The 26,106-nt window shown below is 37.9% G+C and carries 21 protein-coding genes; 20 read left to right on the top strand and 1 reads right to left on the bottom strand.

All coding sequences use genetic code 11. The annotated features are described in order from the left end of the window. The first annotated feature begins 93 nt into the window (after positions 1-93). The 14 genes from NYR53_RS29345 to NYR53_RS29280 all read left to right on the top strand — a co-directional run bounded on the left by NYR53_RS29345 (position 94) and on the right by NYR53_RS29280 (position 14,949). Complete coding sequence (locus tag NYR53_RS29345) at positions 94-1,023, top strand: aldolase (RefSeq protein WP_261302587.1); 930 nt, start codon at positions 94-96, stop codon at positions 1,021-1,023. A 3-nt stretch (positions 1,024-1,026) separates the two neighbouring features. Next, positions 1,027-1,332 (top strand): lasso peptide biosynthesis PqqD family chaperone, encoded by a 306-nt coding sequence (locus NYR53_RS29340; protein WP_261302586.1) that lies wholly within the window; start codon positions 1,027-1,029, stop codon positions 1,330-1,332. Further along, on the top strand, positions 1,329-1,775 hold the full coding sequence (locus tag NYR53_RS29335) for a lasso peptide biosynthesis B2 protein (RefSeq protein ID WP_261302585.1): 447 nt from the start codon (positions 1,329-1,331) through the stop codon (positions 1,773-1,775). Before NYR53_RS29340 ends, NYR53_RS29335 begins: the two co-directional genes overlap by 4 nt. 18 nt (positions 1,776-1,793) lie before the next feature. Then, positions 1,794-2,993: a nucleotidyltransferase domain-containing protein gene (locus tag NYR53_RS29330; RefSeq protein ID WP_261302584.1), complete on the top strand. Its 1,200-nt coding sequence runs from the start codon at positions 1,794-1,796 to the stop codon at positions 2,991-2,993. A gap of 5 nt (positions 2,994-2,998) precedes the next feature. Next, entirely contained in the window at positions 2,999-4,837 is a 1,839-nt protein-coding gene (locus NYR53_RS29325) for an ABC transporter ATP-binding protein (protein ID WP_261302583.1), read from the top strand. 68 nt (positions 4,838-4,905) lie between these two features. Continuing rightward, positions 4,906-5,685: a glycosyltransferase family 32 protein gene (locus tag NYR53_RS29320; RefSeq protein WP_261302582.1), complete on the top strand. Its 780-nt coding sequence runs from the start codon at positions 4,906-4,908 to the stop codon at positions 5,683-5,685. Next, on the top strand, positions 5,682-6,284 hold the full coding sequence (locus NYR53_RS29315) for an acyltransferase (RefSeq protein ID WP_261302581.1): 603 nt from the start codon (positions 5,682-5,684) through the stop codon (positions 6,282-6,284). Before NYR53_RS29320 ends, NYR53_RS29315 begins: the two co-directional genes overlap by 4 nt. Further along, a complete protein-coding gene (locus NYR53_RS29310) occupies positions 6,277-7,518 on the top strand; it encodes a glycosyltransferase (protein WP_261302580.1) in 1,242 nt (413 codons plus the stop codon). The genes NYR53_RS29315 and NYR53_RS29310 overlap by 8 nt, the downstream gene beginning before the upstream one ends. Next, entirely contained in the window at positions 7,515-8,627 is a 1,113-nt protein-coding gene (locus NYR53_RS29305; protein ID WP_261302579.1) for a polysaccharide pyruvyl transferase family protein, read from the top strand. The genes NYR53_RS29310 and NYR53_RS29305 overlap by 4 nt, the downstream gene beginning before the upstream one ends. A gap of 17 nt (positions 8,628-8,644) precedes the next feature. Then, positions 8,645-9,826 (top strand): glycosyltransferase, encoded by a 1,182-nt coding sequence (locus NYR53_RS29300; protein ID WP_261302578.1) that lies wholly within the window; start codon positions 8,645-8,647, stop codon positions 9,824-9,826. A 20-nt stretch (positions 9,827-9,846) separates the two neighbouring features. After that, positions 9,847-11,403 carry a lipopolysaccharide biosynthesis protein gene (locus NYR53_RS29295; protein ID WP_261302577.1) on the top strand — a complete coding sequence of 519 codons (1,557 nt, stop codon included), beginning with the start codon at positions 9,847-9,849 and terminating at the stop codon, positions 11,401-11,403. Between the two features lie 34 nt (positions 11,404-11,437). Further along, a complete protein-coding gene (locus NYR53_RS29290) occupies positions 11,438-12,547 on the top strand; it encodes an acyltransferase (RefSeq protein ID WP_261302576.1) in 1,110 nt (369 codons plus the stop codon). Between the two features lie 33 nt (positions 12,548-12,580). After that, positions 12,581-13,753 (top strand): acyltransferase family protein, encoded by a 1,173-nt coding sequence (locus tag NYR53_RS29285; RefSeq protein WP_261302575.1) that lies wholly within the window; start codon positions 12,581-12,583, stop codon positions 13,751-13,753. 41 nt (positions 13,754-13,794) lie between these two features. Further along, the gene (locus NYR53_RS29280; protein ID WP_261302574.1) at positions 13,795-14,949 is read left to right on the top strand and encodes an acyltransferase family protein; all 1,155 of its coding nucleotides are present in this window, start codon (positions 13,795-13,797) and stop codon (positions 14,947-14,949) included. 51 nt (positions 14,950-15,000) lie between these two features. Here NYR53_RS29280 and NYR53_RS29275 read toward each other — a convergent pair whose 3' ends face one another. Beyond that, positions 15,001-17,157, bottom strand: coding sequence for a right-handed parallel beta-helix repeat-containing protein (locus NYR53_RS29275; RefSeq protein WP_261302573.1), 2,157 nt, complete (start codon positions 17,155-17,157; stop codon positions 15,001-15,003). A 207-nt stretch (positions 17,158-17,364) separates the two neighbouring features. On the opposite strand from NYR53_RS29275, the gene NYR53_RS29270 reads away from it, so the two are divergent. The 6 genes from NYR53_RS29270 to NYR53_RS29245 all read left to right on the top strand — a co-directional run bounded on the left by NYR53_RS29270 (position 17,365) and on the right by NYR53_RS29245 (position 26,106). Further along, positions 17,365-19,782, top strand: a complete 2,418-nt coding sequence (locus NYR53_RS29270) for a right-handed parallel beta-helix repeat-containing protein (protein WP_261302572.1) — start codon at positions 17,365-17,367, stop codon at positions 19,780-19,782. Positions 19,783-20,238: 456 nt separating this feature from the next. Next, on the top strand, positions 20,239-22,068 hold the full coding sequence (locus tag NYR53_RS29265; RefSeq protein WP_261302571.1) for a polysaccharide biosynthesis protein: 1,830 nt from the start codon (positions 20,239-20,241) through the stop codon (positions 22,066-22,068). A 16-nt stretch (positions 22,069-22,084) separates the two neighbouring features. Next, the gene (gene galU, locus NYR53_RS29260; RefSeq protein WP_261302570.1) at positions 22,085-22,960 is read left to right on the top strand and encodes a UTP--glucose-1-phosphate uridylyltransferase GalU; all 876 of its coding nucleotides are present in this window, start codon (positions 22,085-22,087) and stop codon (positions 22,958-22,960) included. Between the two features lie 9 nt (positions 22,961-22,969). Continuing rightward, positions 22,970-24,124, top strand: coding sequence for a glycosyltransferase family 4 protein (locus NYR53_RS29255; protein ID WP_261302569.1), 1,155 nt, complete (start codon positions 22,970-22,972; stop codon positions 24,122-24,124). Further along, entirely contained in the window at positions 24,109-25,218 is a 1,110-nt protein-coding gene (locus NYR53_RS29250) for a glycosyltransferase family 1 protein (RefSeq protein ID WP_261302568.1), read from the top strand. The genes NYR53_RS29255 and NYR53_RS29250 overlap by 16 nt, the downstream gene beginning before the upstream one ends. Before the next feature lie 3 nt (positions 25,219-25,221). Beyond that, a complete protein-coding gene (locus NYR53_RS29245; protein WP_261306566.1) occupies positions 25,222-26,106 on the top strand; it encodes a glycosyltransferase family 2 protein in 885 nt (294 codons plus the stop codon).

Raw genomic sequence — 26,106 nt, 5'->3', positions numbered from 1 at the left:
CTACTTACGAATTCGTACATATGTTAAAAGCCCTTATACATCAAGAGAGTATAAGGGCCTTTAACATAATAATGGATGTATTGGAGTGAAAAAATGATAGAAGTCGAAAAAAAAGTCGTCTACAAAGCTTTCGGTTTAACGATCGTAAGTGATGTCGCTTTACCGGAGCTGACGAAAGTGGACGAACAAATAGAAGACATCGATATCGAAATCAAAATAGATAACGATCTGACTAGGCTATATTTTGAATTAACGGATCAACTTCATCAATTTGTAGTGAAAGATCATGTCGTCCTATTTCATATTCCCGAAGTTGCTACATTTTCAATCAAAGAAGGAAAAAGTATCACCTATTCACCTATGAAAGAAGCAGAAGATGGCGAGATTCGACTTCTTATTCTAGGAACTTGTATGGGTGCCATATTGATGCAGAGGAAGATATTTCCGCTGCATGGCAGTTTAGTGGCTATTCAAGGAAAAGCATATGCCATCATTGGAGATTCAGGAGCAGGGAAGTCTACACTGGCATCAGCTTTCCTCAACGAAGGCTATCAACTGCTAAGTGACGATGTCATTGCTGTATCGCTTTCGGGGGACAACATGCCATATGTGACTTCTTCATATCCCCAACAGAAGCTATGGCAAGATAGTCTCACTAATTTTGGCATGGAGACGAGTAATTACCAATCCTTATACGGTAGAGTGGATAAATACTATATCCCAGTATCCTCCAAATACTTTACTGGCTCTTTACCGCTTGCCGGGGTGTTTGAACTAGTAAAAACAGAGGATAAAGAGATTACTATTCGTCAAATTGCAAAACTTGAACGGTTCAAAACCCTTTTCTACCATACCTATCGTAATTTCCTTATTCCGGGTTTAGAACTAACCGAATGGCATTTTAACACTTCTGTGAGTATTGTAAATAACGTTCAGATGTTCCAACTAAGCCGCCCGGCGTCTGGATTTACGGCTCCTCAATTAGTAACAACTATCTTGGAAACATTAAATTTGGAGGCATAGATCATGATCAAAAACCAAACGCTTTCGCTGCAGGACGTTGTTGTTCAAGGTAAAGGAAACATTGTAAGTGATATGGGCGGAGAAAAAGTCATGCTGAGTGTTCATAATGGAAAGTATTACAATTTAGGTGAAATTGGCGGAAAAATATGGGACTCTATTGAGGCGCCTATTACAGTTACGCAGTTAGTCGCGACCTTAGTGGCTGATTATGAGGTGGATCAAAGTGAATGTGAACAGCAGGTTATCTCTTTTTTGACTCATTTAATGGATGAAAAGTTAATTGGCGTGGAAAATCAATGGGCAATTTGAATAAGGTAAAAAAACTTCTCTCATTAGATACGAAAACAATGCTTATCTTTATAGAAGCTTATTTATATTTGGCATGGGCGCGGTTCCTTATCTTCCTGCCCTTTTCTAAAGTCGCACCCTCGCTAGGCGCGCAAATGGAGGAAACTTCGAATGCCCAGCTCCACAGTCACACAGCTACATTGATGAAAGTGCATGATGTGATTCAAATCATGAGTCAACATACATTTTGGGAAAGTAAATGTTTGGTTAAAGCGATAGCAGCTTTGAAAATGCTTGAAAAGCGCCATATCGAAAGCACGCTCTATTTAGGGACGGGTAGGGACGATTCAGGCAAAATGGTTGCTCACGCTTGGCTTCGCAGCGGACCGTTCTATATTACCGGAGCAGAAGGAATGGAAAGATTCGCAGTTGTCGGCAAATTTGCCAAATATATTAGTGAATAGAGAATGAAGGGGATTAAGATGGAAAACGATTTCCGTTCGGATTCGATGCGCTTTTCAAATGAATTGACGTTATTGCTATCCATTATGAGAATGGATAAAGGGGAATCTATGTTATGGCAAGATCAAGACCAGGCAAATGAAATCGATTGGGGAGCTTTTCTGCAGCTCGCAAGACACCATAGGGTCTTTTCCCTGCTTTATACCAATCTTCGGAATACAGATTCAGCTTGGGTCCCCCCGTATGTCATGAATGCCTTGCAAAAGGATTATCAAGAAAACACCTTTAACATGCTGCGCTTGAGTGCAGAGATGGAACAACTATGTAAACTGTTCTCCGAATCTGACATCCGTACGATTGTCTTGAAAGGGCCGGTTCTTGCGGCAGACCTTTATGGAGATGTATCCCTTCGTACATCGCGTGATTTAGATATTCTGATCCCGATACAGAATGTGGACCAAGCCGAGGAACGGCTCAGAAGTCAGGGCTATGTGAAAGAAGAAGAATACAACACGATCTTGAATGACTGGAAATGGAGACATCATCATGCCACCTTTATCCACGCGGATAAAAGGGTGACACTCGAAATTCATTGGAGATTAGGTCCAGGACCTGGGAAAGAACCGGGTTTTGATGAATTATGGGAAAGAAAACGGATAAGTACGATTACCAATCATCCTGTCTATTATTTAGGGAGAGAGGATTTATTTCTATTTCTTGCTTCTCATGGGGCACGACATGGATGGTCGCGGCTTCGCTGGTTGGCGGATATCGATCGGATAACCAGACAAAATGTGGATTATGCCAAGCTTCACTCGCTTCTTATGAAAAATAGGCAGCTTCATCTTGGGGCACAAGCAATGATTTTGGCTGCGCAACTTCTACATACACCTTTGACGGCTGAAATGGAGTCAATGACTACAGGAAAGCGCGCAAGGCGCTTGGCTAAGGATGCACTGTTTTACATTCGTCAAATGGTAAATCTGCATACAGCTCCCGTTCCGGAGCACGTGTCCAAGTATCATCAAAAGCATTTATTTTCACTAATGTCAGCTCAGCAAAAAATATTATTCGTGATGAGTTTCTTTTACCCTTATCCAGAGGATGCCGATACGTTGTCATTACCCAAAGGGTTGCATTTCCTCTATTTCCCCTTGCGACCTGCCTTGTGGGCCTGGCGAAAAACAAAGAAATATTCCTTATCACAGAGAGGGACTTAAACGAAATGGAACATCTCTTCTATTTTACAAAACAGATGCATGCCTTCGCCGGCAAAATTTTATATGTGAATCTTCTGGGGATGGTGTTGATCAGTTTCCTTGATGGTATGGGGATCTTCTTATTACTCCCATTACTGAGTATTAGCGGAATCATGAACATGAATATGGGATGGATATCACAGTTAGGTGTCATTGAAATTTTCAATGAGATTCCTAAACCACTGGCACTACTGTTGATCGTGGGCATATACGTCATACTTATCTCGGGTCAAAGTTTGATTCAACGGAATCTTAATCTACGAGATATCAAAATTCATACTGGTTTTATTAATCATGTAAGGTTAGAGACTTATAACGCTTTACTACAGGCGAACTGGGATTTTTTCATCAAGAAAAGAAAATCGGACCTGATCAATTCGCTGACAGGGGAATTGGGACACGTGACTAGTGGAACCTACATCTTCCTTCAATTTCTAACCTCTATTGTATTTACCCTGATTCAAGTTGGAATCGCTTTGTTCTTATCCGTTAAGTTGACGTTATTCGTGTTATGCTGCGGTCTGGCCGTTGCTTTCTTCTCCCGCACATTCATTAAAAGATCAAGAACACTGGGGAATCAATCGTTAGAGCTCGGACGCAGTTATATCGGGGGGATCACGGATCATTTTAATGGAATTAAAGACATCAAGAGCAATATGTTGGAGGAATCCCGCAGGAGTTGGCTCATAAACTGGAGTCAAAAATTCAGTCAGGAACGACTTGAACAAACTAAGTTAAGCGCAAACTCTCAGCTTTATTATAAGATTTCTTCCTCATTGATTATTGCATTTTTTATTTATGGAGCTAACCTGTTCTTTCAAACCCAAGGTCAGCAACTGATGTTGATCATTCTCATTTTTTTCAGACTTTGGCCGCGATTTCAAGGTGTTCAGACGAATCTGGAACAAATTTCTGCGGCAATACCAGCTTTTAAGTCTTTGAAAGAATTGCAAAATGAATGTATGGAAGCCAGAGAGATCAAGGGAAGCAGCGGTAATTATAACAATGAGAAGCCGATTCGTATTGAGGAATGTATCGAGTGTCGCGATGTATCTTTTCGGTATAACCGTAATGAACAGTTATATGCTCTCCAAGATGTAAATTTGCGTATCATGTCCAAGCAAATGACAGCGGTTATCGGTCGATCCGGTGCCGGCAAGAGCACCTTAATCGATATCTTGATGGGGCTGCTGCAACCGGAGAGAGGGCAAGTCCTTGTCGATGGAGTTCCCCTTACGGAAGCTAATTTATTATCTCTGAGGAAATCAATTAGTTATGTTCCCCAGGATCCATTCCTATTTAACGGAAGCATAAGGGAGAACATGCTGATGATTGATCCAAGCGCAACCGAGGAACAACTCTGGGAATCGCTCGAGTTTGCCGCATCAACCGAATTCGTCAATAAACTTCCACAGGGTCTCGATACGCTGATTGGAGACAGAGGTATCCGTCTGTCCGGCGGAGAAAGACAACGGCTTGTACTGGCCCGAGCGATATTACGTAAACCATCAATCCTTATATTGGATGAGGCAACCAGTGCGCTTGACTCCGAGAATGAGGCGAAGATACAACAGGCGCTGGAGCGACTGCAAGGAAAATTAACGATAATCGTCATCGCTCATCGTTTATCGACCATACGTAACGCGGATCAAGTCATTGTGTTAGATAAAGGAAGGATTATACAAAGTGGCGGATTTACCCAATTAACTGGAGAAAAAGAAGGATTGTTTGCCAGCTTATTAGGAAATCAAATTCAAGAAACCAATAAATCCTCTGTCACCTACTTGGGTTCGGTTGCAACTTGATATATCTGAGAAGACGTGTGTTGACATGTTCTCTATAAAGAACTAAAATGGATGTAGGTCTAAAATATATGCTGAGAACTTCAACCATTGTTCTTTATAAAGAAATTGTAACGAGGAGACAAGAAATGACAATTCCTAGAATCATTCATTATTGCTGGTTTGGCGGGAAAGAAAAGCCCGATATCGTGAAGCGATGTATAGCAAGCTGGCGTAACCATCTAACCGGCTATCAATTCATAGAGTGGAATGAAAACAACTTTGACACCAGCAGTAATGTATATGTAAAAGAAGCGTACGAAGCTGGCAAATTTGCGTTCGTCAGCGATTATGCGAGAGTGTACGCGCTTTATCACTATGGCGGTATTTACTTAGACACCGATGTGGAAGTGTTCAAATCCTTTGACGATCTGCTGCATCACGAATCATTCTGGGGATTTGAACAAGAGAACTTCATCGCGACAAGTACGATTGGAGCCGCGAAAGAAAATAAGCTGATCCGAGTATTTATGGATTCTTATCATACCAAGAGCTTCATCTTTGCGGATGGGACTTTTGATTCGCTAACGAATGTCGCGATGATAACGAAGATACTAAGCGATTGGGGGGTTACTCCCGATGGCAGCTATCAAGACATAGAAGGTGTTGGAACCTTTTATCCGCAAACGTATTTCTCGCCTTACGATTATATTAACTGTCGAACATTTAGGACAGAAAATACGTATGCTATGCACCATTTTTATAAGAGCTGGTTGCCGCCTAAGGCCAGATGGAAGGGGCGGATGAAGTTGTTTCTTGCTAGGATTATTGGTGGACATAATATTGCTAGATTAAGAGGGTTATTGAGATGAATTTATTGAGAAAAGTTATGACGACGCTTATTGCTGAAAGCCGCGGAAGGGGAATTTATTATACCGTAATGATGAATATTTCACACGTAATAGGTATCCTAAGAGCGTATATGAATAAACTTTTTTATCTTAAGAACATTGAATCCTCGATATTCTCTCTTCAAGCAAACAGCAGAATAGAAGCATTTAGTAAGCATGCCAAAATCCATATTGGGAAGTTTGTATTTATCAGGAAAAATGCGAGCATTAGAGTCGATCATTACGGCAAGCTCCATGTTGGCGATAAAGTGTTTATAAATGATAACTGTAACATTAATTGTGTACATAAGATTTCTATTGGAAAATACACCAAAATAGCCCCGAATGTAAGTATCAATGACCATGATCACAATTTCAAAAATGCAACAGATGATCACCTTATTAAGGGAGAGGTCATTATAGGTGAAAATGTGTGGATTGGCTCTAATGTTGTTATTTTAAGGGATACGTTCATCGGGGATAACGCTGTTATCGCAGCAGGAAGTGTTGTGAAGGGAAATGTTCCTGCGAATACTTTATTCTTAAATAAAAGGGAAAAGAGCTATATTCAATATGCATAAAAATAAAATCTTGATAACTGTTTACGATATGGAGATTGGCGGTATTGAAAGAAGCCTAATCAACATGCTGGAGAGCTTTGATTATGATAGATATGACGTGGATTTATTCATTTGTAGTCACTCAGGGGATTTCTTGAGTTTAATACCGGATAAAGTAAATCTTCTACCGCAAATACCTAACTACACAGTTTTTAGAAAATCAATGATCCGTTGCTTTAAAGAAGGACATTTCTCGGCTTTAATTATTAGATTACTTAGCAAAGCAATCGCAGGCATGAAAGCTAGAGTTAGACTTCTAAAAGAGGGCTCTGGCTATATTCAAATGCAGCTTGATCTTAAATATACATCATACGTGCTACCAAAATTAAAGAATAATTATGATTTAGCCATCAGTTATGCGTGGCCTCACGATATTGTGGCGAATAAGGTTGAAGCAGCTAAGAAGATCGCCTGGATCCATACAGACTACAGCGAATTAGAAATAGACAATAAGATAGACCTAGCTGTATGGAGCAAGTTCGATGCAATTGCTTCTATTTCAGATGCATGCACAGAGGCATTCATAAAGACTTACCCCTCTCTTGTAGATAAAATTAAACTAATTGAGAACATAACTTCTCCTATATTTATAAAAAAAATGGCCGATGATCCATCACAAATTAACGAGAGTGTTCAGGGTGCCTTCCATATTGTATCGGTTGGTAGATTGTCTTACGTGAAAGGTTTTGATATGGCGGTAAAAGCATTAAGGCTTTTACATGATAAGGGACTTACCCAAATCAAGTGGTTCATTGTTGGATATGGTGGATATGAAGGCGAACTAAGAAAGCTAATCGCAGAGAATCAACTAGAGGACAGCTTTGTACTTTTGGGGAAGAAAATAAACCCATATCCATATATTAAGAATTGCGATTTATACGTTCAACCGTCTAGGTATGAGGGCAAAGCAGTGACAGTAACTGAAGCGCAGATCTTAGGGAAGCCTATAATAATAACGAATTACCCGACGGCGGGTAGTCAGATAGAGGATGGTGTTAGCGGCGTAATTTGTGGGTTAAGTATCGAAGAAATAGCAGAAGAGATAGAACGATTATATTCGGATACTGCTCTAAGAAATAGCTTAGCCAATAACTGCTTGCAGACAGATTACAGTAACACCTATGAATTAAATAAACTATACAACATGGTGAATGTACCTGAACAGAGCTATGTCTTGAAGGAAGTGACCGTATGAAGGTTTGTACAATTACTTGTCATGATGTATATAATCATGGTGCTTCGCTGCAGGCTTATGGATTAATGAAATATCTAAAAAATTGCGGTCATGACGCAGAAATTATTGATTATAAACCTGATTATTTAAGTAATCATTATAATCTATGGAGTATTGATAACCCTAAATGGGAAAAGAATGTGCTAACAAAGTACCTCTATTTAACATTAAAAATACCAAAAAGATTACGTGAACGCCCTAGGAAAAGAGCATTCGATAAATTCAAAACTGAATTCTTACAAATAACAGATATAAGATATAAGTCAAATGAGGATTTAAAGAACGACATTCCTTACGCGGATGCTTATCTATGCGGCAGTGACCAAATTTGGAATTGTTTACATAAGAATGGCAAGGACCCTGCGTTCTACTTGGACTTCGTCCCAGATGAAAAAATAAAGGCCTCCTATGCGGCAAGCTTTGCTACGGACACCATTTCTGCTGAGTATCAACCGGTTGTGAAACAAAGAGTTGAGAAATTAGATGCGGTTGGGGTGAGAGAAAAAAGTGGTGTTGAAATCTTAAATAAGCTGAATATCAATAAAGCTAATCATGTCGTGGATCCCGTGCTCTTATTAGATAAAAATGATTGGAATCAAATTTGTAAAGAGGAGTTCCAAGATAAATACATATTAATATACGATTTCGATAACAGTAGACTAATAAAGAAAATAGCTTTGGAAATGGCGGAAGAAAAAGGTTATAAAATTTACTCGATTCATTCTGGTAAGCTCAAATACGCGGATAAGTATTTTACACTAGATGGACCCGAAACCTTTGTATCCCTCGTTAGAGATGCACAATTTGTCATATCGAATTCGTTTCATGCAGCTGTGTTTTCTGTTCTCTATGAGCGGTCGTTCGTTATTGTGAACAGGGAAGAAGCAATAAACACAAGAATGAGAGATCTATTAGATGATCTTCAGCTAAAAGACAGACTAGTAGATGAAAACTACAACTTAGAACAATTACTTACAGAAATTGATTATGGAGAAAGTAAGAAGCTATTGGACGAAAAAATTAGATTTTCAAAAAAATATTTACAAGATGTACTTTCCATTCAGAAATAAAGCGAGAGGACTCCTGTATGAAAAAAATAATCTTTGTGATTGATTCCTTGTCTAGCGGGGGAGCCGAAAAAAGCTTACTTTCATTACTTTCGTTATTTGACTATGAGAAATATAAAGTAGATTTACTTATGTTTTCACAAGGTGGGCTATATCTCCCCTTACTTCCTAAAGAAGTTACAGTGCTAGATGTGCCAACCTTTATACAAAGGCAAGCTGGTGGCGTAAAAAATTTAATCATCAACAAAAAATATAAAGATTTGTACTTAAGATTTAGAGGGTCCTTATCGCTGAGAAATCCATATAAAATCAGAAACATGCATGGCGCACAAATTAGTTGGAGTTGGACGTCAAAAGGAATCGACATGATAACTGAAAAATATGATGTAGCAATTGCATATAGTCAAGGAACTCCCACCTACTTTGTTGCAGAGAAAGTTATTGCAGATAAAAAGTTCTGTTGGGTCAATACTGATTATAAAGTAGCGCCCTATAATAAGAGCTTTGACATCGCCTACTATGAACAATTTGATAACGTCATTGCTGTTTCTGAGCTTAACAAAGAAGTATTCATTCAAGAAATGCCTATTGCTAAGGAAAAAACAAATGTTGTTTATGACATTATTTCACCAAGTTTAATTAAATCGATGGCTAATCAGCAAGGCGGGTTCACGGATGAATGCGATGGCGTAAGAATTTTAACTATTGGTAGGTTGGTAGATGCAAAAGGCTACGATATGGCAATTGAAGCCTGTTTTAAATTGAAAACTCAGGGTTTTAAGCATAAATGGTATGTAATCGGTGAGGGGCAGTTAAAGGAAAAGCTTGAAACGATGATTAAGAAATATAAATTAGAAGACACATTTATACTATTAGGGACCTTTCATAACCCCTATGTATATTTAAAACAATGCGACATTTATGTTCAGCCGTCCAGATTTGAAGGGTTTGGCTTAGCAATTGCTGAAGCTAGAATTTTACAAAAACCTGTAATTGCAACAAACTTCACTGTCATCCACGATCAAATAAAGGATGGTGAAAATGGCATAATTGTCAATATGAATTCTGAAGATTTGCATGTGGGAATAAGCAAAATATTGGGGGACAGCAGCTTAAGGGAACATATTCGTGAAAATTTAGGTAAGGAAAATATAGGAACAGAAGAAGAAATTAATAAAGTGTACGCTATGATCGAGTCATAATCAAAGATGGTGAGCTAATAATGAGAGTTCGAAAGGCAAGTATAAACGTTATCGTAAATTTATTAACCTTCATGCTAGGGCTTTTACCATCATTCATTGTTAGAAAAGCTTTCCTAGATTCACTGGGTAATGAATTGCTAGGCTTAACCTCGTTATATACCAATATTATAGGATTACTCTCCATAGTGGAACTTGGTATAGGGAGTGCTATTATATATTCCTTATATAAGCCCTTTGCAGAAAATGATCAAGTAAAGGTCAAGGGTTATTTGAACTTTTATTCCAAATTTTATAACAACGTTGGGTTTATCATTTTTGCTCTTGGCATAATCATGACTTTCTTTTTGCAGCTTTTTATAAAAGACCAAATTAACTTACTGGATGCACAGCTATATTTTCTATTATTTTTGATAAATACACTGATTAGTTACTTTTTTTCGTATAAAATTTGCATTTTAAATGTGGCACAAGAAGGTTATAAAGTATCTATAGGAACTACGGCCAGCAAATTATTAGTGTCTATTCTACAGTTATCAATGTTGAAACTTTATCCAAGTTTATATGTATTTTTAATTGTTCAAATTGTGGTTAGTGTACTCTATTTTTTATTTATGAATTTATACATAGACAAAAAATATCCTTGGATTAAGAAGACAGTGGGGAGAATAAACACCGAGGAAAGAATTTCGTTAATTAAAAATGTCAAAGCATTGTTTATGCATAAGATTGGCGGCATTTTAGTGTTAGGGACTGGTAATGTAGTTATTTCTGCTTTTATTAATTTAACGGTTGTAGGCATATTTAACAGTTATAGTATGATCCTAGGCGCAGCTCAAGGTTTGATTTCCAGCTCGCTTTCAGGCGTCTCAGCTAGCGTTGGTAATTTATTGGTAGAGGGAGATAAAGGTTCGGCTTATAGAGTCCATAAGAGGCTGTTCTTCTTAAGTTTCTGGCTAGTTTCCTTTGCAGCCATTTCACTACTGAATACGATTGAACAATTCGTACGGTTATGGTTAGGTGATAGCCAGTTACTTGATCCGTTGACTATTATCTTGCTAGTCATAAATTTCTATTTCTTTTTAATGCGCGGTTCTGTTGAACGTTTTAAAGAAGGGGGAGGGATCTATGTCCAAGATCGGTATGCCCCACTGGTTGAGGCAGCTATCAATTTAAGTACATCCATTGTCTTTGTTAATTTAATAGGGTTGCCTGGTGTGCTTTTAGGAACTTTATTAAGTAATGTGACTGTTATATTTTGGGTGAAACCAAAAATGGTTTATAAGTATATTTTTAAAGTCAGTTTAGTGGAGTATTTTAAAATGTATATAAAATACCTTCTAATCGGATTCATTCCTTTAACAATCACTTATTTGGCAACAATACCGTTGAAAGATATCAAAAGTATATATGCCTTATCGGGGAACTGTATCATCAATATCATTCTGATAAATGTTATTTATTACATCATTTTTAGGAAAAACGAGGAATTCGCTTATTTTAGAAATTTGCTCGGTAATCTGATTGGAAAATCTAAAATGCGATTGGTTACAGTGCGCTTAAAACAAAAAGATTTATAATTGATTTTTAATTTCAATATCGGGGGTGAATGCCATGACGACAATGGTACAGGGCAATAACAGATTTCCAGAATTAGATTTTGTCAGAGCTATAGCTGTAATCGCGGTTATTGTTATCCATGTGACTAGTATTACATTGACGAAGATGTTGCCAGATCAATTCACATTTCTTTCTAGTATTATATTGAATCAATTGAGCCGGTTTTGTGTGCCGGCATTTTTATTTGTTTCTGGCGTGTTAGCTTTTCACAGTTATAAGAAGAATAGTTATTCGCAATTAATCAAAGGAAAAATAAAGGATTTAATTGTTCCTTACCTAGCTTGGACTAGTTTGGGCTTATTCTTGTTCCTATCTTTCTCCAGTAATTATAAAGGCATCATTATGATTTTTCTAACAGGTAATGGCCCCTTCTACCAGCTTTATTATATCCCCCTTCTGTTTCAGATGTTTGTCCTCTTGCCATTGATAATGAAACTTGTTGGTAGTAAGAAAATAGTAATCAGTATCTTGCTTATAAACATTTTAATGTATGTTGGATATCAAGCTTTATTAGTGGGGGAAGTATTCAGCAAGGATTTAGTTGGATCCGCGAGCTCAATCTTGCAATCTACCTTTGTTGTTTGGATGGGTTACTTCTGTTTAGGCGTATGCGCGGCACAATATTATCCGAAATTACTTGAATTTGTACAATCAAAGTCAACAGCTTTCTTTGTTACTATTTATGTAATTTCTGCAATCGCATTAATTGCTGATGCTTATATAGGCTTTGTAATAAATAAACAAATGGAATTAATGGGCTATTTTAGAGTAACTGTCATGATCTATTCTCTTACATCTTTGGCACTACTCGTAAAATTGGGAATGACATATAAACTGAAATCAATAACATCCCTATATCGAAATTCCTTTGGTATTTATCTCATTCATGTGGCTGTTATAAAGGTTATTTTTATGTTGTCATCGGTTTTCTTCTCAAATCTATTTTTTATAATACTAAGCACACTTCTAACTCTAACTGTCTCATACTGGTGCGTTGAACTTATTAAAAGGACTCCTATCTCATCCTTATTACTCGGACAGAAAAATAAAAGCGTGAGGAAGTCTGTTTCTCTGGAACCTATAGGCAATAGGTTGGAGCGTTAATACGGTGCAAAAAAATTTAAATTGAGGTGTTTAATGAAAAATCGTTTGGAAGAGCTTGATTCATTGAGAGGTCTTGCTGCAATTTTCGTTTTATTTTTACATATGTATCTGATGGTACCGGGAAATAAGTTTTCAAAAATCATCTTTGAGTACAGCCCGTTTCGTTTATTAATCTCTGGTGGAGAATCTGTCGTATTATTCTTTGTGTTAAGTGGGTTTGTTTTGTCATTGCCATATTTTAATAATAAACAGTCAAGTTATTTATCTTTTATAGTAAAAAGGATTTGTCGAATATATTTGCCATACTTATTTACGGTAATCGTTGTAATTGGTTGTAGAGAATTATTTTATAAAGGGCAATTAAAAGGATACAGTGAATGGTTCAATTCCTATTGGGTATCTCCAATAAACATGGAAGTTCTTAAGGATCATGCCCTATTAATGGGTACATTCCTTAGTAATCTAGACCCTGTTATATGGTCTCTACTACACGAAATGAGAATTTCAATCATTTTCCCATTATTAATGTTAGTAATAGTCAGACTGGACTGGAAAAAAGGGTTAGCGCTAAGTCTATTATTTAGCATAATAGGAATTATCGTCTATCAGCTATCGAAACCCTCTAACACTGGGACAGAACTTGTAGCTACACTTAATTACACTGCCATGTTTATTGTAGGCGCACTACTTGCTAAATACAGAATACCTATTGCAAATAAATTTTCTCTTCTTACTAAAACGTTTAAGATCATATTATTCGTAAGTGGTCTTATTACCTATTTATTCATACATCCTTCTTTTGGAATTAAGCGGTTTTTATATCCACAGATATCACCATTTTACAGAACGGTTATTGACTCTTGGGCAGTAACAGGCGGAGCCGTTATTATAATCATATTTGCCCTTAACTCAAGTCTTTTTTCTAGATTGCTAATGAATTATCTGATTAACTATTTAGGTAAAATATCATACAGCCTTTATTTGATACATGTTGTAGTTTTATTTACAGCCGTTTACAGCTTGCACAATATACTTCCATTGTGGTGTGTTTTCCTTCTTACATTATTTGTTAGTTTAGCTATCTCGGTTGGCATGTATCATCTGATAGAAAGGCCATCCATCCAATTAGGCAAGACTCTAACAAGTAATCTATTCATAAGATCAAAGCCTCATTTTAATAATGGAATTGAAAAGGAATTTAATTAATTTATAATGGCTAATAAATCCATTTCTCATGGAGGTATTATGTGAATAACCGATTTGATGAATTAGATTCTTTAAGAGGATTAGCTTCATCGTCTGTATTAATTTCTCATTTATTCCTTGCCATTCCTAGCGCTTACCTACTTGAGAAGCTTAAGAACACTCCGTTTCATGTTTTTTGGAGTGGGCACGAGGCAGTAATTTTATTTTTTGTGCTTAGTGGGTTTGTGCTTTCGTTATCCTATTACAAAGATAAGACGCCTAAGTACAAAGATTATTTGATAAAACGGATATGCCGAATTTATCTTCCGTATTTAGCATCAATATTGCTTTCCATTGTCCTAATGAGTATGTTTTCCCGTATGCCATTAGTAGGGTTAGATAAAGCGATTAATAATACATGGGCTAGTCCTTTTTCAATTGAATCATTAATAAGTCATATGATCTTTTTGGGTGACTTCCAAAGTCAAAATTATAATCCTGTTGTATGGTCTCTCATTCACGAGATGAGAATATCTATTATTTTTCCATTCTTGATGTATTTTTTGATAAAGCTCAGTTGGAAAAAAAGTATAATGATAGGTCTGGCTTGCACAGTCCTTTATTTTTTAATTTGGTATTTTGTTTTTAATGTTTTACATGTAAATCCAACCTATCTGATTACCTTACACTATATTGGATTTTTCATCCTGGGTGCTTTATTAGCTAAGCATAGAGACTATCTAAAGAGTCTATATACTAAATTATCAAAAATGGTAAAGTTAACCATACTGCTTGCAGCCATCCTTTGTTATACGTATTCGTGGTGGTTCTTACCCAATGTTGTTTATGCCCATCTTACAATTATTAACGATTGGGCAATAGCTGTTGGGAGTTCTGTCTTCATTGTCTATAGCATTAATACAGCAATTATTAGAAGGCTGCTGCTTTTCAAGCCGATACATTTTGTAGGTAAGACATCGTATAGCCTTTATCTCTTTCATTTGCCAGCCTTTTTAACCTTGATTAATGTATTTTACGGGAAATTTCCAATTTGGTTAATACTAGTTTTATCGTTCTTCGCTTCCTTTGTTTTAGCTGGAATCATGTATTACTTAATTGAGAAGCCATCTATTTTATTGGGTAAAATACTGACAACTAAGAAAAAGATGACTTCAAATAGCAATCGATTAAACGAGATAAATGAACAAATTGTATAGGTAACTAGAAGTAATCCCCCACTGGCTGTATTGGCTGGCGGGGGATTTTTATTACTGAGACAACTCTTCATTTTTATTTTTAATGTCGTTTGTTTTTAAAATTAACTTTGCAACTTGAAAAATATTGTTGGAAATCGTATAGGCTGGTGCTCCTGTTCCTGCATCCATTGAGTTTATTCCGTGTAGAGCTTTATTCGTTATTATTGTGCTATTCCTGAATGTAAAGGATTTGACTTGAGTTGGTTTCGTTGCGCCACCCAATGATCCTATTTTGATATAAGGCGTATTATTAAGAGTAAGATTTTTAGCAGTAAACGTGCTGTTTAGAATCGATAACTGGTTTGCTCCTTGTACATAAATTGCAGCCGCGTAACCAACATCTTTGGAAATATTAAAATTAGAATTGTTAAAAGTGATATCAGGTACCCCATACAAACTATTCATTGTAAATATCTTACCTAAAGCATTAAAAGAACAATTGTTGAAAGCATATTTACCTGATTGATTAATACTTAAACCAACAGACTCTTTAGTTGTGGACGAAAATTTGCAATTATTATAAGTACCAGCTGGAAGTGTAGTACCATTGTATGCATTATAATCTTGGACGTAGACATTATCATAGATGCTTTGAGCGGTTCCTTTCCCGCCTAACGTTGAAAGCTTTGTTGATCCTTGTATGGTAATATTCGAAAGATGAACGGGATGATTACCAACATTTAGAGAAGTGAATACGGATGAATCCGTATTGGTCATTGTTATATTCTCTACTTTTGATCCAAAGGGATCCGTATTATTTAAGTTTAAATTACTATTAATGAAAGTAGCATTTGTTAATGTATTGCTTGTAGCGTTTAGATTAACTTCGGCGTTACTAAATTTGTTTAAATCCGCAGTTCCCGTACCGCCCATTGTAAGTCCACCATTATTAAAAGTGTTATTTTTAATGACGGTATTTGGAAAGGCCTTATAAATGTATACTCCTTTTTCGCTCTCAAATAGATTATTGCTTATTGAAGCTGTATCTCCATCAGCAAATACAATGTCTCCCCCTTTATTGTTATAAAAGTGATTATTAATAATAGTAAGGTTATTGTTGGGGAAAAAGCCTCCAGCCTCTGAATCAATTCCATACTGTGGTGCAGTACCTTTGATGTCATGAATTTTATTGTTACTAATTTCAATGCCATCGACACCAACAAGTGAAATTCCTTGCCTTCTATTAAACGCTAACTCTGAATTCTTGATCGTTACATTTCTAGAAACATCGTTGCTAAACAATTTAACAAAAAATTTAGCAATGCTATTAGAACTAAAAACAGGATAAAAGCTCTTAGCATCTTGCGGGATTTGAACTAGATCAATTCCGAATCTGACTTGTTTAACTGAAGATAAATACGTTCCAGCGCTATTATAGAAAAAGACATCGTAGTTATTGCTCATGACACCTTGCGGTTGCTCAAAAGCAAAATACTTTCTCCCCTTATAGTTGGGATTTGTGAAGTCCATTGCGATTTTAGGTCTAATCTTTGATGTCGAATTAATAAATTTGCCTGAACCGTCAATATCTCCATAAATATAGTCTTTCCCGTAGGTGCCTGAGATTCCAACGATCGAACCAGCGATGGTAATTCCATCACCTGTGAAATTAATTGTCTTAACTCCGTCTATAGTTAAATTGTACGCGCCTTCCGCGGATATTCCGCTTCCAAACTCATGGGTTCCTGCACTGCCAACAGTGTCTTTCCGACTATAAGTATGAGTTTCTCGATCTCCTTGATACGTACCGCCTTTTATTGTTGCATTATTTACTCCATAGCCAACATATAAGGTTCGATAATTCTCATATCCATTCGTTTCTTTTTGGATAATTGCTAAATCATCAAGTAAGAAAGTCATATTACTAACCATGTTAATTTGTGCTTGTGGATCATTAGGTTTATTTCCTTTACTAATTAGATATTTGCCAGTGGGTACTTTAAAGATTTGATATCCCTGTTCGCTCGACCACTGTAATGCTTTGTTTATTCCATTGGTCGTTTCAATTGGATGTGTTCCGTCATTATATACATTCCAACGGGAAAGTTCTAAGTTGTAAGTTCTGGGCCCTATTGTTTGCGTAGAGTCTCCTGGGGAAACAGCTTCAACAATTAAAGTTTGAAAAGAAAGCATGAAAAATAGTAGTGCTATTATTGCCTTTTTAGTCATTTTCTTACCATCCTTGTGAAGTTATTTAAATACTTGTACTATTGTACACCAAAAAAATGGAAATTTATCGAAAGAAGTCATAAAATGGATTTTAAAATTTTGTTGTAATTTCAGTTCTTAAATACATGTGCATATGACCAAATATTAAGATTTGGTATCATTCTGGCTATCTAGTGAATATCTTTCTATTAGGGAGGTGTTTGCAAGATGGCGGATGTAGGAAGTGCTTACATGATTGAGTTAGTTCGGTGGGGTATAAAGAATGATGGAACGGATGCGATAAAAACAAGTAAGGGGATAAATGATGCACTAAAGTTTGCATTTGATCAGGGATATGCAGAAGCACTTTTACCAAAGGGAATCTACTTGATAGATGAAAATAACCCTATTGAACCTCAAAGTTTTATGACCTTCAATCTCAACGGCGCAACGTTAAAGATAAAGCCGAATGGTTTGACCAATTACGCAATTATATTACTTCAAAGAAATCAGCAATTCTGTCGAATAACCAATGGAAAAATTGAAGGCGATAGAAATGCACACGACTATACGACGATAACGAGTACCCATGAGTGGGGACATGGTATTAGGGTAGATAATACCCCAATAATTGGCTCCAATATTAGGTTCATTTTAATAGATAATCTAGAGATTTTTAATTGTACAGGTGACGGTATTTCGCTAGAAAGTTTATATGGCCAGATTCCAGGTTATAATTTCGATGGTAAATTTGAGAAGGGCGGAATTAACCTGACTGATGGTTCGCTTGTAGTAGATGAAACTAGAATTAGATCTACTTTAAAAATAGATATGAATCAGGCTAATATTGCTAAGTGGGGCTATTTCGGGCTGTATGGCGGCAGTTATGGTGGATTAGGAACTGGAATACTCTCTAATCTGTATGACCTTGTATTTTACAATAATGATAACACATACCATTCAGCTAAAACGAATATACAGTTTTTTGACGAAGTAGAGGTTCCTTTAGGCGCTAGTTATGCAAAATTTATTATCCATCAGAATACAGTACCTACTGCTGGCCAAAGTTCAATAACCTTGAAAGTTGTAGAGTTTGCTAAACAGGTATATATCGAAAAATGTAATATACATGATTGTAGAAGACTTGGAATAAGTGTTAATGGTGCGAAGTATGTTTACATTAAAGAGTGCGAGATTCATCATATCAAAGGAACAGCCCCACAGGGTGCAATCGATATTGAAGATATGTATGATTTTAATCAATATATTTATATAGATAGTAATAATATCCATGATAATGCTTCTTATAATATTATTGCGATAGCTGGAAGGCATATAAGTATTACCAATAATGCGGTAAGAGGCGGTACACTTGCAATCAATGAGAACGTGGATAAGGCACTAATACATGGAAATGATTTCAGGGACATGGGTGGTCTAGTTGCGGCAGAAGTGATTATATCAAATAATCATTTTTATGGCTCCAAAATAATTCTAACGCAAGGAAGTAAAGAAGCTCTGGTAAATAATTGTTTTTTCCATAATAGTCCTCTAAATATAAGTAGAACTAAAGCATACTGTGTTCAATTGGACAATTGCAGCTTTTCAAATGACAGTGATTACAATAGTTCATTCGCAAATTTAGGCTCAACGATATCATTTTCTACTGAACCACAGACGTTGTCAAATTGTACGATTGAGGGCACTGGTCCTAAAGGCAGCGGCTTAACTTGGGTATCAAATACTTCAAAGAACGGATGGCTATTTAATAATGTTTCATTTGTAAATACTAAACATGAACAAAATGTTGTAACTGGTTTGCCTCCCGGAAATTATTCAAGCTGCAAATTTAAAAATCCTGGAGCAATTTCTACAATAAACAATCCTCAAGCAGAGTATCAATTTAACAATTGCTCCTTTGAGTGGGATGGTTATACGTTATTCACATTTGATCAAAATAAAAAGATTTCTTTACTAAACGTAAATGATAGCACTTTTGTTAGTAAAGAAAATACGGCCTTCTTTTTTAGAGATGTCGGTGGTGAAGTGATGTTTATTAATAATTCCTTTAACTACAATCCCACAAACGCTGGAACTATGATCGATTTTTGGTGGCCTTCGTTTGTCGGTAAATCATTAATCCTAGAAGGAAATATCTTTAGGTCTGAAAAAGTGATGAAAGCAATAAATGCAAACGATCCCAGATCTGCTGCAACTGAAATTATATGTAACAATAATATTGTTAGGACGGCCAAAATAGAAATTCTAGAGCATCCAAAGCATACAAAAATAAATAATTATATAGACGGTTTAGTAGATCCCTATTACAACTTAACAGCACAACCTACTTCTGGAAGTTATAGACGAGGCCAGGTCATATACAACTCCAATCCAGTTTCAGGTAGCTATGTAGGATGGGTCTCCACAGCGGCTGGGACTGCAGAAGATACTCCGTGGGCTCCGGATACTTCATATGTAATCAATACATTCATATATTCGAACGGTAAAGTTTATAAATCTAATACAGCAGGCAAAAGTGGTAAAGTGGCTCCTTCACATAGTAGTGGTACTTCAACTGATGGAAGTGTAATTTGGGAATTTGTAGATGTATTGGCGGAATTCAAACCATTTGGATTAATAAGCTAGATGAATGCTAGTTCAAAGGCCACCTTACAGCCGAGTGTGGCCTATTTTGATTTAATAAGACAGAAGAGTAGGCAACTTAGACGAAATTAAAAACTGTGTTGACACGTTCTCTATAAAGAACTAAAATAAGGTTAAGTGAATTTGTTCTTTATTGAGAATATTCTTTTGCTGTAGCAATCAGACTATCAACAGAGTGATTGTATGGAAATAAAAAGGAATAAGCAAATTTTTTTACATGATCGTTCTTAATAACGGACGATTAACCGGTGATGCCTCCTTACCGTTATCAATGGAAGCACTCGACCATGCTGTGGGTTGAATCAACCTTAGACGCGAGTCGTCAAAAGTGTGGTGCGAGGAAGGGTTAGATGCCCTAGAACATATTAAAGGATTTAATTATATGGTCTTTCTCCAAAGGCCTTATACTTAAGAACTTTAGTGAGAGGGTGGATTTATTTGTCATACCGACAAAGGTTATCTCTATTAGTCTTCATAGACTCCTTCATTGTATTAACGTCCATTTTTTTTAGCCGATTTTTATTGAGCGCAGATCTAAACGTCATAACGCTGCCTTTAGTCGTTAGTTCAATTACGTTACTCATTAGTCATCATGTGTTTTCGTTTGTGTATAAGCTGTATAAGAAAGCTTGGGAACATGCGAATATCGACGAATTATTATTTATTGTTAAGGCAATAACGTTTTCTATTATTACTGTGGCGTTCATTCAACAAATTATTGTGCAGGATATTTACTTCCGTTTACTCGCAGTCACTTGGATGCTCCATATCATGCTAATAGGTGGATCGCGATTCTGTTGGCGACTCCTTCGGAATCGTTATATCCATAAACAAGTGAATAAAAAACGTACGTTAATCGTTGGAGCCGGTTCGGCAGGGATGATGGTAGCCAGACAATTGATTAAAAATAATGACGCGGATCTAGAGCCTATTGCATTTATTGATGATAACGTACGAATACATAACCTGGATATTTTGGGAATACCCGTTGTTGGCGGCGTTGATCGCATGGAGATGACAGTAAAAGAGCTGCAAATCGATAATATTATTATTGCTATTCCTTCTCTAGGTAAAAAGGATCTTAACTTCATATTCCAAGAATGTGCGAAGACGACAGCTAAGACCCAAACACTCCCTAAGCTAGAGGATCTAATAACGGGCAAGCTTTCCGTTAATCACTTCTTAGACGTTCAGGTGGAAGATTTATTGGGTAGGGAACCTATAGAACTTGATATTGAAGGTATTTCCGAATTTATCACGGACAAAGTGGTCCTGGTAACGGGGGCTGGAGGCTCCATTGGTTCGGAAATTTGCCGACAAATTACGAAGTTTCTTCCTCGAAAGCTGATTCTCTTAGGACATGGGGAGAACAGCATTTATTCGATCGAAATGGAATTAAAGGATATTTGTTTACATACTGAGATTGAATTCATTACGGAAATTGCCGATATTCAGGACTCCTGGAAGATGATGTCGATCATGAACAGACATCGGCCTGATGTCGTATACCACGCAGCTGCCCATAAACATGTACCGCTCATGGAGCGAAACCCGGAAGAAGCGCTAAAGAACAATGTCATCGGTACGATGAACGTTGCCAAAGCAGCCAGCAAGTTCGAAGTAGGTACATTCGTCATGATATCAACGGATAAAGCGGTGAATCCGACCAGCGTCATGGGTGCCACCAAAAGAATGGCTGAGATGATTATTCAGGATATGGATAGAAGCAGCAATACCAAATTCGTTGCTGTTCGTTTCGGCAATGTACTAGGAAGCAGGGGCAGTGTCATTCCCAGGTTTAAACATCAAATTGAAAAAGGCGGGCCGGTTTCAGTCACTCATCCCGACATGATTCGCTACTTTATGACGATTCCTGAAGCATCCAGATTGGTCATCCAAGCCGGAGCATTAGCGAAAGGCGGAGAAATCTTTATCCTAGACATGGGAGAGCCCGTGAAAATTGTGGATCTGGCGAAAAATCTCATTAAGCTATCTGGCAACTCGCTCGAGGACATCGGGATTGAGTTTACCGGTATGAGACCGGGTGAGAAGCTCTATGAAGAGCTGCTGAAAGCAGACGAAATCAACGAACAGCAAGTTTATCCAAAGATTTACATAGGTAAAACCGCGGATCTTTATGTGGAAGAAATTAAAGAGATGATTTCCATTTACACCTCTCTAGATAAAGAGAGCCTAAGGGAATATCTCGTAAATTTAGGGAATAGCAATATTATTCCGTTACCGAAGAAACTAGTCTCAATTGGCTAAAAAGGAGAAGACATCTATGAAAGTAAGAAAAGCCATTATTCCAGCCGCTGGTCTGGGGACAAGATTTCTACCTGCAACCAAGGCCATGCCCAAAGAAATGCTGCCCATTGTCGATAAACCAACCATTCAATATATCGTTGAAGAAGCCGTTGAGTCAGGCATTGAAGATATTATTATTGTGACGGGTAAAGGGAAAAGAGCCATTGAGGATCATTTCGATATTTCCTTTGAGCTTGAACAAAATTTATTAGAAAAGCAAAAGTTTGACTTATTAACTGAAGTGCAGAAGTCATCCAAAGTAGATATTCACTATATTCGTCAGAAGGAACCCAAGGGACTGGGACATGCCATCTGGTGTGCGCGCAAGTTCATTGGGGATGAACCCTTCGCTGTGTTGTTAGGTGATGATATCGTTCGAGCAGAAAAGCCTTGTCTGAAGCAGATGATGGATCAATATGAATCTCGCTATGCTTCCGTCATTGGAGTGAAGCACGTATCCGATGAAGAGGTGTCTAGGTATGGAATTGTCGACGGAATTGAAATTGAGAAGCGTTTATATAGCATCAATCATTTAGTAGAGAAGCCCAAGAAAGAGGAAGCACCGTCTAATCTTGCGATTATGGGTCGATATATCCTGACACCAAGGATTTTCGACATTCTTAATAATCAACAGCCGGGAGCTGGCGGTGAAATTCAACTTACCGATGCCATCGCGGAATTGAATCATCTCGAATCGGTGTACGCTTATGAATTTAAAGGCATGCGATTCGATGTGGGTGATAAGTTAGGTTTTATACAGACAACGATTGATTACGCACTGCAGCGTGAGGATTTAAGATACGAATTACTGAGATACCTTTCTTCTACCTTGGAGAGAGAATTAATTAAGTAGGGGATGCAGATGCCTAAGAAAGTGCTGCTATGTGCCACGGTTGATTATCACTTTAAAGCTTTTCATGTGCCCTATATGAAATGGTTTAAAGAGCAGGGTTGGGAGGTCCATGTTGCCGCTAACGGGAATATGGACCTTCCTTATGTCGACGCGAAGTTTAACGTTCCGATCCAACGGTCGCCTTTTCATCGAACCAACATAAAGGCTTATACGGAGCTAAAGTCAATGATTGACGAAAATAAATATGATATTATCCACTGCCATACCCCGGTGGGGGGCGTACTGGCTCGTTTAGCAGCGAGGCATGCACGAAGAAATGGGACTAAGGTCATATATACTGCTCATGGGTTTCATTTTTGTCAAGGAGCACCCGTGCTTAATTGGTTGGTTTACTATCCCCTTGAGAAATTTCTTTCTTATTTCACGGATTGCTTGATAACCATTAATGAGGAAGACTACCAACTAGCCGTAAATCGCCGATTCGGAGCAAGTCGCATTGAGTATGTGCATGGCGTAGGTGTGAATACGGAACGGTTTAAACCTGTCCAAGAATCAGATAAGCGTGAGTTGAAGCAGGGAATCGGTTATCAACCTGATGATATCCTTCTATTCTATGCGGCTGAATTTAATACGAATAAGAATCAACAATTGCTTTTACGAGCTCTAGCTTCGGTCAAAGATGACGTTCCTAATGTCAAACTTCTGCTTGCTGGTGAGGGTCATCTGAAAAAACAATGCCAAGAGCTAGCCAAGGAGATAGGTATTGCGGATCAGGTTGATTTCTTGGGTTTTCGCAATGATATTGATCGCTTATTGCCGATGTGTGACATTGCTGTTGCTTCCAGTCTTCGTGAAGGGCTGCCGGTGAATATCATGGAGGCTATGGCTTGTGGACTTCCCATCATTGCTAGTGAGAACAGAGGCCACAGAGAACTGGTTCATAGTGACCAGAACGGTTGGATTACAGCGCCTAATGATCAAGCGGCAATGGCAGAGAAGATCAAGTTGTTAGCTCACAATAAGCAATTAAGAGTGAAGCAGGGAATGTTGGGTAGAGAAATGGTTGAAAGAAAATACGCCACCCAGCAGGTATTGAATGAGAAGAGTACGATATATTCCCTATATATGGGCGAAAAGGTGGAGGGCATGTGGGCGATCCAATAAGAATTCTACACGTTGTAGTCAATATGAATCGAGGCGGAGCGGAAACACTCCTCATGAATTTATATCGGAATATGGATCGTTCCAAGGTTCAATTCGACTTTCTAACCAGTAAAGTAGGTGCGTATGATGCCGAGATTATGGAGATGGGTGGAACCATTCACAGAATCCCCTATGTATCGGATATTGGTCATACCAAATATATTCAGGCTTTGGATCAATTCTTTATGACATATCCCAATTACAAAATTGTGCACGCCCATATGGACAAAATGAGTGGTTTCGTATTGCGCTCCGCTAAAAAAGCGGGAGCACCCATACGGATTGCGCACAGTCATAATACAAGCAGTGAGGGCGGTATTGCCGCCAAAATATATAAGTGGGTTGCTGGAACATTTATAGCGTCTTGTGCAACTCACTTTTTGGCATGTTCGAATAAAGCAGCCCAATGGTTATTTGCAAACAAGGAAAATAACGTCGTGATTTTGAAGAATGGGATTGAGAGTGATAAATTTGCCTTCTCACCTGAGGTTAGAGAGCAAGTGAGGCGAGAGCTGAATATTCCCTCAGCGAGCTATGTCGTCGGACATGTGGGGCGATTCGCTCATCAGAAGAATCATTCCTTCCTCCTTGATATTTTCGCCCAGTTGAACCGAGAACTGCCGGATACGGTGCTTGTCTTGGCAGGGGATGGGCTGCTTCGTCCAGAGATGGAGAAGAAAGTGAAAGCTTTGCAGCTGCAAAGTAAGGTGAAATTTCTTGGCGTTCGAAGTGACATTACGAGACTGCTACAAGCTTTTGATATGTTCGTATTTCCCTCCTTACATGAAGGACTGCCCGTTACGTTAATCGAGGCGCAGGGCGCAGGATTACCTTGTCTTATTTCCGATGAAATTACTCAAGAAGTGGATATGGGCATCCATTTGGTAGAGCGGTTATCGCTGAGTGACAAATTGCTTTGGGTAGAGCGAATGAAGAGTGTGATCGCAAGGAAATCACCAAGGCAGATCCCCGCTTTATCCTTATCAAACAAGGGTTACGATATTAAGAATACAGCGGCGTGGACAGAGGGTTTTTATTTGGGCATATCGAGGTGAATGATGAAGAAGCTTACTGTATTTACACCGACTTACAATAGAGCATATTGCCTTCACGTTTGTTACGAAAGTTTGAAGCGGCAAACATCCAGAGATTTTATTTGGTTGATTATAGATGATGGCTCTACAGACGATACGGGGGAATTGGTAGCAGGCTGGATGGCAGAGGATGAGATCGATATCCGTTATCATCGGCAGGATAATCAGGGGATGCATGGAGCTCATAATACGGCTTACAGACTAATAGATACGGAGTTGAATGTATGTATTGACTCTGACGACTATATGCCGGATGGCGCCGTGGAACAAATAATCTCTTTTTGGGAGCTGCATGGCAGCGAAGATGTAAGTGGTATCATCGGTCTTGATGCTTTTACAGATGGCCAGATCATTGGTTCAAAGTTGCCGGAAGATCTCAAGAGCTCCACACTTTTTGAGTTGTATAGTAAGCATCGTGTGACCGGTGATAAGAAGCTGGTTTATCGAACTGCATTAACCAGACAGTATCCTTATCCTATTTTCGAAAATGAAAAGTATGTTGGTTTAGCTTATAAGTACTACATGCTGGATCAGCAGTATGAAATGCTGCTCATGAATGAAGTGCTTTGCTGCGTGGAATATTTACCGGACGGTTCCTCGATGAACATGCTTAAACAATACCGCAAGAATCCGAACGGCTTTGCCTTTTACCGTAAGGAGCTAATGAAACTGCCTTTTGCCAGCTTACTTTTTAAATTCAGGCAATCGATCCACTATGTGTCCAGCAGTATGACATCAGGTAATCGTAGGTTTATGCAGGAAACACCTGCCAAGCTCCTCACATTTCTCGCTATTCCCCTAGGACTCATGCTTTATTGGTATGTGATTAGAAAAACAAGAATCTCTTAA

The organism is Paenibacillus andongensis, from assembly GCF_025369935.1.
GTDB classification, from domain to species: Bacteria; Bacillota; Bacilli; order Paenibacillales; family NBRC-103111; genus Paenibacillus_E; species Paenibacillus_E andongensis.
The sequence above is the reverse complement of the archived record's forward strand: the minus strand, read 5'-3'. Positions and strand labels throughout refer to the sequence as shown.

Excerpts from the sequence above, each read along its gene's own strand:
- NYR53_RS29345 (WP_261302587.1), top strand. The coding sequence starts at position 94 with ATGATAGAAGTCGAAAAAAAAGTCGTCTACAAAGCTTTCGGTTTAACG.
- NYR53_RS29340 (WP_261302586.1), top strand. The coding sequence starts at position 1,027 with ATGATCAAAAACCAAACGCTTTCGCTGCAGGACGTTGTTGTTCAAGGT.
- NYR53_RS29330 (WP_261302584.1), top strand. The coding sequence starts at position 1,794 with ATGGAAAACGATTTCCGTTCGGATTCGATGCGCTTTTCAAATGAATTG.
- NYR53_RS29325 (WP_261302583.1), top strand. The coding sequence starts at position 2,999 with ATGGAACATCTCTTCTATTTTACAAAACAGATGCATGCCTTCGCCGGC.
- NYR53_RS29320 (WP_261302582.1), top strand. The coding sequence starts at position 4,906 with ATGCTGAGAACTTCAACCATTGTTCTTTATAAAGAAATTGTAACGAGG.
- NYR53_RS29315 (WP_261302581.1), top strand. The coding sequence starts at position 5,682 with ATGAATTTATTGAGAAAAGTTATGACGACGCTTATTGCTGAAAGCCGC.
- NYR53_RS29310 (WP_261302580.1), top strand. The coding sequence starts at position 6,277 with ATGCATAAAAATAAAATCTTGATAACTGTTTACGATATGGAGATTGGC.
- NYR53_RS29305 (WP_261302579.1), top strand. The coding sequence starts at position 7,515 with ATGAAGGTTTGTACAATTACTTGTCATGATGTATATAATCATGGTGCT.
- NYR53_RS29300 (WP_261302578.1), top strand. The coding sequence starts at position 8,645 with ATGAAAAAAATAATCTTTGTGATTGATTCCTTGTCTAGCGGGGGAGCC.
- NYR53_RS29295 (WP_261302577.1), top strand. The coding sequence starts at position 9,847 with ATGAGAGTTCGAAAGGCAAGTATAAACGTTATCGTAAATTTATTAACC.
- NYR53_RS29290 (WP_261302576.1), top strand. The coding sequence starts at position 11,438 with ATGACGACAATGGTACAGGGCAATAACAGATTTCCAGAATTAGATTTT.
- NYR53_RS29285 (WP_261302575.1), top strand. The coding sequence starts at position 12,581 with ATGAAAAATCGTTTGGAAGAGCTTGATTCATTGAGAGGTCTTGCTGCA.
- NYR53_RS29275 (WP_261302573.1), bottom strand. The coding sequence starts at position 17,157 with ATGACTAAAAAGGCAATAATAGCACTACTATTTTTCATGCTTTCTTTT.
- NYR53_RS29270 (WP_261302572.1), top strand. The coding sequence starts at position 17,365 with ATGGCGGATGTAGGAAGTGCTTACATGATTGAGTTAGTTCGGTGGGGT.
- galU (WP_261302570.1), top strand. The coding sequence starts at position 22,085 with ATGAAAGTAAGAAAAGCCATTATTCCAGCCGCTGGTCTGGGGACAAGA.
- NYR53_RS29255 (WP_261302569.1), top strand. The coding sequence starts at position 22,970 with ATGCCTAAGAAAGTGCTGCTATGTGCCACGGTTGATTATCACTTTAAA.
- NYR53_RS29245 (WP_261306566.1), top strand. The coding sequence starts at position 25,222 with ATGAAGAAGCTTACTGTATTTACACCGACTTACAATAGAGCATATTGC.